Annotated in this window: 6 protein-coding genes; 3 read left to right on the forward strand and 3 right to left on the reverse strand. The window is 64.5% G+C overall.

Features of this window, described 5'->3' with window-relative positions:
* Positions 1-143 precede the first annotated feature (143 nt).
* Positions 144-623, forward strand: coding sequence for a MarR family winged helix-turn-helix transcriptional regulator (locus tag ACFWF3_RS25895; RefSeq protein WP_379315889.1), 480 nt, complete (start codon positions 144-146; stop codon positions 621-623).
* 105 nt (positions 624-728) lie between these two features.
* On the opposite strand, the gene ACFWF3_RS25900 is transcribed toward ACFWF3_RS25895, so the two are convergent.
* Positions 729-2,450 (reverse strand): amidohydrolase family protein, encoded by a 1,722-nt coding sequence (locus tag ACFWF3_RS25900; RefSeq protein WP_379315891.1) that lies wholly within the window; start codon positions 2,448-2,450, stop codon positions 729-731.
* 60 nt (positions 2,451-2,510) lie between these two features.
* Between ACFWF3_RS25900 and ACFWF3_RS25905 the strand changes: the two genes are divergently transcribed.
* On the forward strand, positions 2,511-3,098 hold the full coding sequence (locus tag ACFWF3_RS25905) for a TetR/AcrR family transcriptional regulator (protein WP_378991665.1): 588 nt from the start codon (positions 2,511-2,513) through the stop codon (positions 3,096-3,098).
* 14 nt (positions 3,099-3,112) lie between these two features.
* Here the strand turns inward: ACFWF3_RS25905 and ACFWF3_RS25910 are convergent, their stop codons facing one another.
* Complete coding sequence (locus ACFWF3_RS25910) at positions 3,113-3,598, reverse strand: hypothetical protein (protein WP_379315893.1); 486 nt, start codon at positions 3,596-3,598, stop codon at positions 3,113-3,115.
* Between the two features lie 26 nt (positions 3,599-3,624).
* Positions 3,625-3,825: a hypothetical protein gene (locus tag ACFWF3_RS25915; RefSeq protein WP_379315895.1), complete on the reverse strand. Its 201-nt coding sequence runs from the start codon at positions 3,823-3,825 to the stop codon at positions 3,625-3,627.
* Positions 3,826-4,134: 309 nt separating this feature from the next.
* Between ACFWF3_RS25915 and ACFWF3_RS25920 the strand changes: the two genes are divergently transcribed.
* Positions 4,135-4,400: hypothetical protein (locus ACFWF3_RS25920; RefSeq protein ID WP_379315897.1), on the forward strand; the 266-nt coding region annotated here is incomplete at its 3' end.

Raw genomic sequence — 4,400 nt, forward strand, 5'->3', positions numbered from 1 at the left:
ATATCAGCCTGGGGGATGTCGACGCGGAACGGCTCGATCATGGTCTCAACTCCTTCGTCCGCCCAACGTTCGGGCGACTAATGTTTGTACGACCAACGATATCGCGATCGTTGGTCACACAAACGATTTGTTAGAGTTGTCACATGCAACACCCACCCGAGCCGACCCCAGCCAGGTGGAAAAACCTGCCCACCTGGCTACTCACCCAAACAGCGAACCACGCCCACCGCCTGGTCAGCGATGGTTTCGCGGCCGCCGACGCCCGCGGCTACCACTACCGGATCCTGGCCACCCTCGACGAATTCGGTCCAGCCAGCCAAGCCACCCTCGGTCGCCGCAGCGGCATCCACGTCAGCGACATGGTCGCCACCATCAACGAACTCGCCGAACTCGACCTCGTCGACCGCACCCCCGACCCCACCGACCGCCGCCGCAACGTCATCACTCTCACCACCCCGGGCAAACGCCAACTCCGCCGCCTGGAAAAACAACTCGCCCACAGCCAAGAAGAACTCCTCGACCCGCTCTCCCCCGCAGAGCGAGACCAACTGACCGAGCTGCTCTCGAAGCTGCTGGACCACCACGATCAACAAACCGGGAACTCGGACCAGCCGCCGCACTGAATGACCACGGCACACCAATGATGGACACACGCGCAGTGTCGGTCGAGCAACAGCACTGGTTGCGCCTCGTTCGGTGCCGACAGCCGAGCAGGCCGCGCTGAGCGATTACCTGGCTTGCAGGAACTGTCCGGCGTGCACCCTGGTGCCGAATCCTTCGGCGAAAACACCGTATTCGTAGAGCACGTGCCCGGCCACGATCGTGGCCGCGACGGCGCGGTCGTTGCGGTTGACCATGCGGTCGACCCCATCGAGGCCGGGCATGGGCGATTCGGCGTAGGCGGCACTGGAACCGTCGAAGCCGGCAGGGTCGATGATCGCGATATCGGCGCGCGACCCGAGGGTAAGGTGTCCGGCGTCGAGCCCGTACCAATCGGCCAACTCACCGGTGAGGCGATGCACCGCGGCCTCGAGGGGCATGAATTTGCGGGTGTGTACCCGCTCGAGCATCCGGACCCCGAAGTTGTAGAAGGCCATATTGCGCAGGTGGGCACCGGAATCAGCGAACCCGACCTGCACTTGGGCCGATTGCTGGAGTCGATCGAGCACATCGTCGCGGTCATTGGCGATGGTGGTGCGCCAGCGCAGGTCCGTACCGTAGGCCACCGCCAGATCCAGCAGCGCGTCGACCGGGGAGACGCCCCGCTCGACCGCGACCGAACCGAACGACTTTCCCACCACCGAGGCGTCCGGGCAGGCCACGATCTCGGCGTCGTGCAGGTCGCGATGCCATACCTTGAAGCCGCTCGCCGTCATCTCCTCGCGGAAGCGCTCTCGGAAGGTTTCATCGTCCAGCAGTTCGCCGCGGGCGATGACCTCACGAATGTTCAACGCCGCTGCACCGGAACCGAATTCCTCGAATACGACCACGTCGATACCGTCGGCATAGACCTCGAACGGGACCGGTAGGTGCTGCCAGCGGAACCCGTCACCGCCGAGTGTGTTGACGATCTTCGCCGCGGCGATCGCCATGCGTACCACGGTGCGGTCGGCCTTGACGTCGGCGGCACTGATGATGGTGGTCTTGAGCGGCTTGCGCTTTCGGCCCATGCTCTGGGCGAAGTAGCGCGCCATCTCCGAGCGTTTGGCGAGATTGGGTGTGCTCTGATGGATCCGGCCACGCGCGCGCAGCAGCGCGTTGAGCGCACCGAATTCGCGCCAACTGGCATAGGTCGAGGGCAGCAACCGTGCCGGCCAGCGGGTCCCCTCCAGCTTGGAGAACGAGCTGCGGATCGTGGAAAGACCGACGAATCCGGCATCGAGGGCGGCGGTCAGCATGGCTTTCATCCGTGCCAGCTCGGCGTCGGTGGGGACGACACCCGGCGAGGTCGCGCGATCCAAACCCATGACCGCGGCACGGATGTCGGAGTGCCCGAGAAATCCGGCGATATTGCAACCGAGCGGTAGTGCGTTGATGGCATCGACGTAGGACTGGGGATCGGTCCAGGTCTTGTGCTCCTTGACCGCGGAATGCACTGCGTCCCAGGGCAATGCCTCGACGCGGGCGAACAGGTCGGCGCAGTCGTCGGCGTCGGCATAGACAGTCGAGAGCGAACAATTGCCGAGCACGACCGAGGTGACTCCGTGCCGCACGCTCTCACCCAGGCCCGGCGATCCCAGGACCTCGGCGTCGTAGTGGGTGTGTACATCGAGCATGCCGGGGATCACCCATTTGCCGGTGGCGTCGATCTCGCGCTCGGCAGTCGCCGGCTCGATGATCCCGAGCGCGACGATCTTGCCTTCACGCACGCCGATATCAGTGCGAACGGGTGCCGACCCCGCACCGTCGAACACGGTGCCGTTGCGGATGACGAGCGAATAATGCGACATCAGAACCCCTCGATACTGGCGAGTATTGAAATTTCGATACTCGCGAGTATCGTCAGCGTGGTGACCACAGTCAACCCCCGAATCCGCACTCCTCGCGCCGAAGTACGGGAACGAGTCCTGGCCGCGGCCCTGTCCGAGTTCGCAGGCAAAGGGTTCGTCGGCACCACGATCGACGCGATCGCCGACGTCGCCGGATTCACCAAGGGCGCCGTCTACTCGAACTTCGGCTCCAAAGACGACTTGTTCTTCGCGCTGCTCGACCAGCAGATCAGTCGACGGATCGAGGCGGTCACCGCGCTGGCCGACGCCGCAGCCACTCGCCCCACGATCACAGCGATCGGCGATCTGCTGATGCAGGGCATGCTCGACAACCGCGACTGGCAGCTGCTGTTCACCGAATACTGGCTGCGCGCGCTCCGAGACGAGTCCGTCCGCGAGAGATTCGTACAGCACCGTCGTATCGTCCGCGCCGCGATCGCGGCGGCGGTCGAGCGCTTGGATCTCGGAACCGAGATCGACCCCGCCACGACCGCCGTCCTGGTGCTGGCACTCAACAGCGGGCTCTCGATAGAGGAATTCACCGAACCCGGCGTCGTGCCCGCAGACCTGTTCGGCACCGTCCTGCAAGCCGTCACAGCACAGCGATGACATGAGCCCGCCGACTACCTCGGCACCTGGCAGACCAGCATCTCGTTGGCACCCGCCTGAAATTCGTAGTCGACCTCCGCGATTCGGCTGCTGATACCGGATTCGGCCAGATCGGCGAGCAACTTCTCGAGCTGCGGGTAGCGCTCCGACGAACCGATGGGAGTCAGGGGAAACAGCCGGATCTCGGTGGTGGCGACGCGTGCGAGTTCCATGATGGATTGGCGATGGAAGGTGTAGTCGAGGTCGTCGGCGTAGCTGAAGAGCAGATGGGAGCTCAGGGCCAGGTCGAAGGTGTTGTCGGCGAACGGGAGTGTGGGCAGGCGGCCCGGGATGTAGTGGTGGGGGGAGGTGCGGGTGTGGGTGGCGAAGTGTTCTGCCGACTCGCGGCGGGCGCGGTGGTGTTCGTCGGGGTCGGCGAAGAAGGTCCAGCGGTAGGCGTCGGCGTGCTCGCGGACGTATCTGTTGCCGCGGTCGGCTTCGGCGACCGCGGTGGCGGCCACTCGGTCGAGACCATCGTCGAAATAGGCTACGTCGCAGGCGGTGACATCACCGCCGCGTCGACTGACCTCGGCGGCGAATCCGGCCGCCCCACCCGGCAGTCCAGAATTCGGCGCCCGAGATCGTCGTCGGTGAGCGCGAACATCGCCCGGTACTCGTGCAGGGAGCGCGAGCTGACGAGGATCTCGCCGAACCCTCCGGTCCCCGTAGACGCGTCGTTGTCGATCATGGTCGTCCTTCCGTTCCAGGACCGCCCGCGGGGCCGGAACAGATGTCGTCACGACAGATCTGGCCACCCTCGGGGCGGCCGCGCACAACTCGGTCAGCCGCTAGGTCAGCGGCCACCACTGTTGCGCGAACATCATCACCCGGTGATTGAACCACGTGGAAGTTCGCTCGAGTAGGAGATTTTCACCGCCGTAGCGGATCATGTGGCGGTGAATCAAGATCGATTGAGGGTCAGGGCGACGGAATTCGCCGGCACACTCGAGGTCCGGATGCTGGTGTGGCGTCCGGTCGTGGTGATCTGCGGTCTGACATGAATCCGACCGAGCTCGCAGCGGATCTGGATGAGCGACAGTTCGCCCGGTACGAATGTCCCTGCTGCGAAGAGCCGATCGAACGCACCTGGAACATGGTCACCCGCGACGGAATCGCCTACGCGGCGTACTTCGCCAACAGCTACCACCACACCGACCAGGCGCATGACACCTGGATCGACGTCATCCTGGGAACCTGGGATACCGAATCCGCAGACGATCATGTGACTTTCGGTTGTCGCGTCGGCCCGGTCCAGAGCAATCC

Source organism: Nocardia sp. NPDC060220, from assembly GCF_042727815.1.
Lineage (GTDB): Bacteria > Actinomycetota > Actinomycetes > Mycobacteriales > Mycobacteriaceae > Nocardia.